Raw genomic sequence first — 1,348 nt, forward strand, 5'->3', positions numbered from 1 at the left:
ACGACTACATCAACAGGAAGGAAGTATTGGAGTATTTCACACGCCTAGCCCTTGAGACACCGACAAAGGACATCACACCAGAGAAATCAAAGGAGATTTTGCAAGAATACCATGAGGATAACAATCCAGTTATTGCTTTTGTATCTTCATTCTTTACTGATGATCTATCAAGTGAGTTTTTACCTAATGATTTTGTTTTCCATAATTGGAAAGGATTCATAGAATATTATGGAGTGAAACTACACAAGACAGAAATGGGGTTGCATCGAGAGATAAAAAGTAATCTACCAAGTTGGATAACCACAGGCCAGAAAGTAATACCATCAGGGAGACAACTTCACATTGGTTTCTATCCGCACGAAGATTCAGCACCTTACGCACATCCATATTTTAATGGCAGGGAAAAACCTGAACAACGAAAAAAAGCTAAAAATGAACGGGGGTATTTTAATGGCAGAGCGAAAAGGAAGAAATAAGTTATACACTTTATACACTTGATAAAAAAGTGTGGGAGCTGAAACCCCTAGAGCGCCAAGGACTTTAGACGCTTATACACTTTATACGGTAGGTTTTTTCTTTTACAGTATTAAGCGCTAATTTCTCGTAAATTATATAAACTAGTGTATAAAGTGTATAAAGCGTATAAAACAGGACTTAAACCCTTGATATGACAGGCTTTTAATTTTATACACTTCGAAAATAAAGTGTCTAAAATTTTCGATAAGTGTATAAAAAACATAGATAAAAATGGCAAAAATAAGCTAGTTTACATAATTTATCTTAAAATAAAGAAAGGATAACAACATGAAAGTTAAACTATTTGAATATACTAGACGGTGGGAAAAAGAAGACTTTGAGAAAGAGATCAATGACTTCATGGCAACTGTTGAAGTGCTGGACGTTAAATTTTCTGGTACATCATCTAGTGAACCTTTTAATTCAGTAGCTACCGTATTGGTATTATACAGATAATAAAATGGGGTAGATAGTACCGACCCCCTTGCAATGGTGTAACTACTAGTGACACCCTTAAAACAGATGAAAGGATAACGAATGGAGATACAAAATGGCTTTATTTATTTCAAAAGTTATGGTATAATAAAATTGTTAGAGATTCCAAGGTTTGGGAGTATCACGCTTAAAATACAAGACGGCGAGATTGTCTCCAGCGTGGAATCTAAAACAACAATATTTAAAAAGAATACTGACTGAAAAAATCAGAGGTATAGCATAAAGTAGAGCAATCTATTTTGGCTATGCCTCTTTTGTTTTTGGAAAGATTGGAGGAAAAAGAAATGCCAACATTGCAAGAAGTCAAAAACCAGATGAACAAAGTACGGACTCAATT

The 1,348-nt window shown here is 34.5% G+C and carries 3 protein-coding genes; all 3 read left to right on the plus strand.

The genetic code is table 11. From position 1 onward, the window contains the following. On the plus strand, positions 1 to 476 hold a 476-nt coding region (locus HT715_RS10545), incomplete at its 5' end, for a primase-like DNA-binding domain-containing protein (protein WP_275690529.1). Positions 477 to 804: 328 nt separating this feature from the next. Then, positions 805 to 972: a hypothetical protein gene (locus HT715_RS10550; protein ID WP_000865232.1), complete on the plus strand. Its 168-nt coding sequence runs from the start codon at positions 805 to 807 to the stop codon at positions 970 to 972. Between the two features lie 81 nt (positions 973 to 1,053). Continuing rightward, positions 1,054 to 1,212, plus strand: coding sequence for a DUF2292 domain-containing protein (locus HT715_RS10555; protein WP_023935902.1), 159 nt, complete (start codon positions 1,054 to 1,056; stop codon positions 1,210 to 1,212). Positions 1,213 to 1,348: the final 136 nt, after the last annotated feature.

Origin of the sequence: Streptococcus sp. 4155 (assembly GCF_013276695.1) — a bacterium.
Classification (GTDB): Bacteria; Bacillota; Bacilli; order Lactobacillales; family Streptococcaceae; genus Streptococcus; species Streptococcus pseudopneumoniae.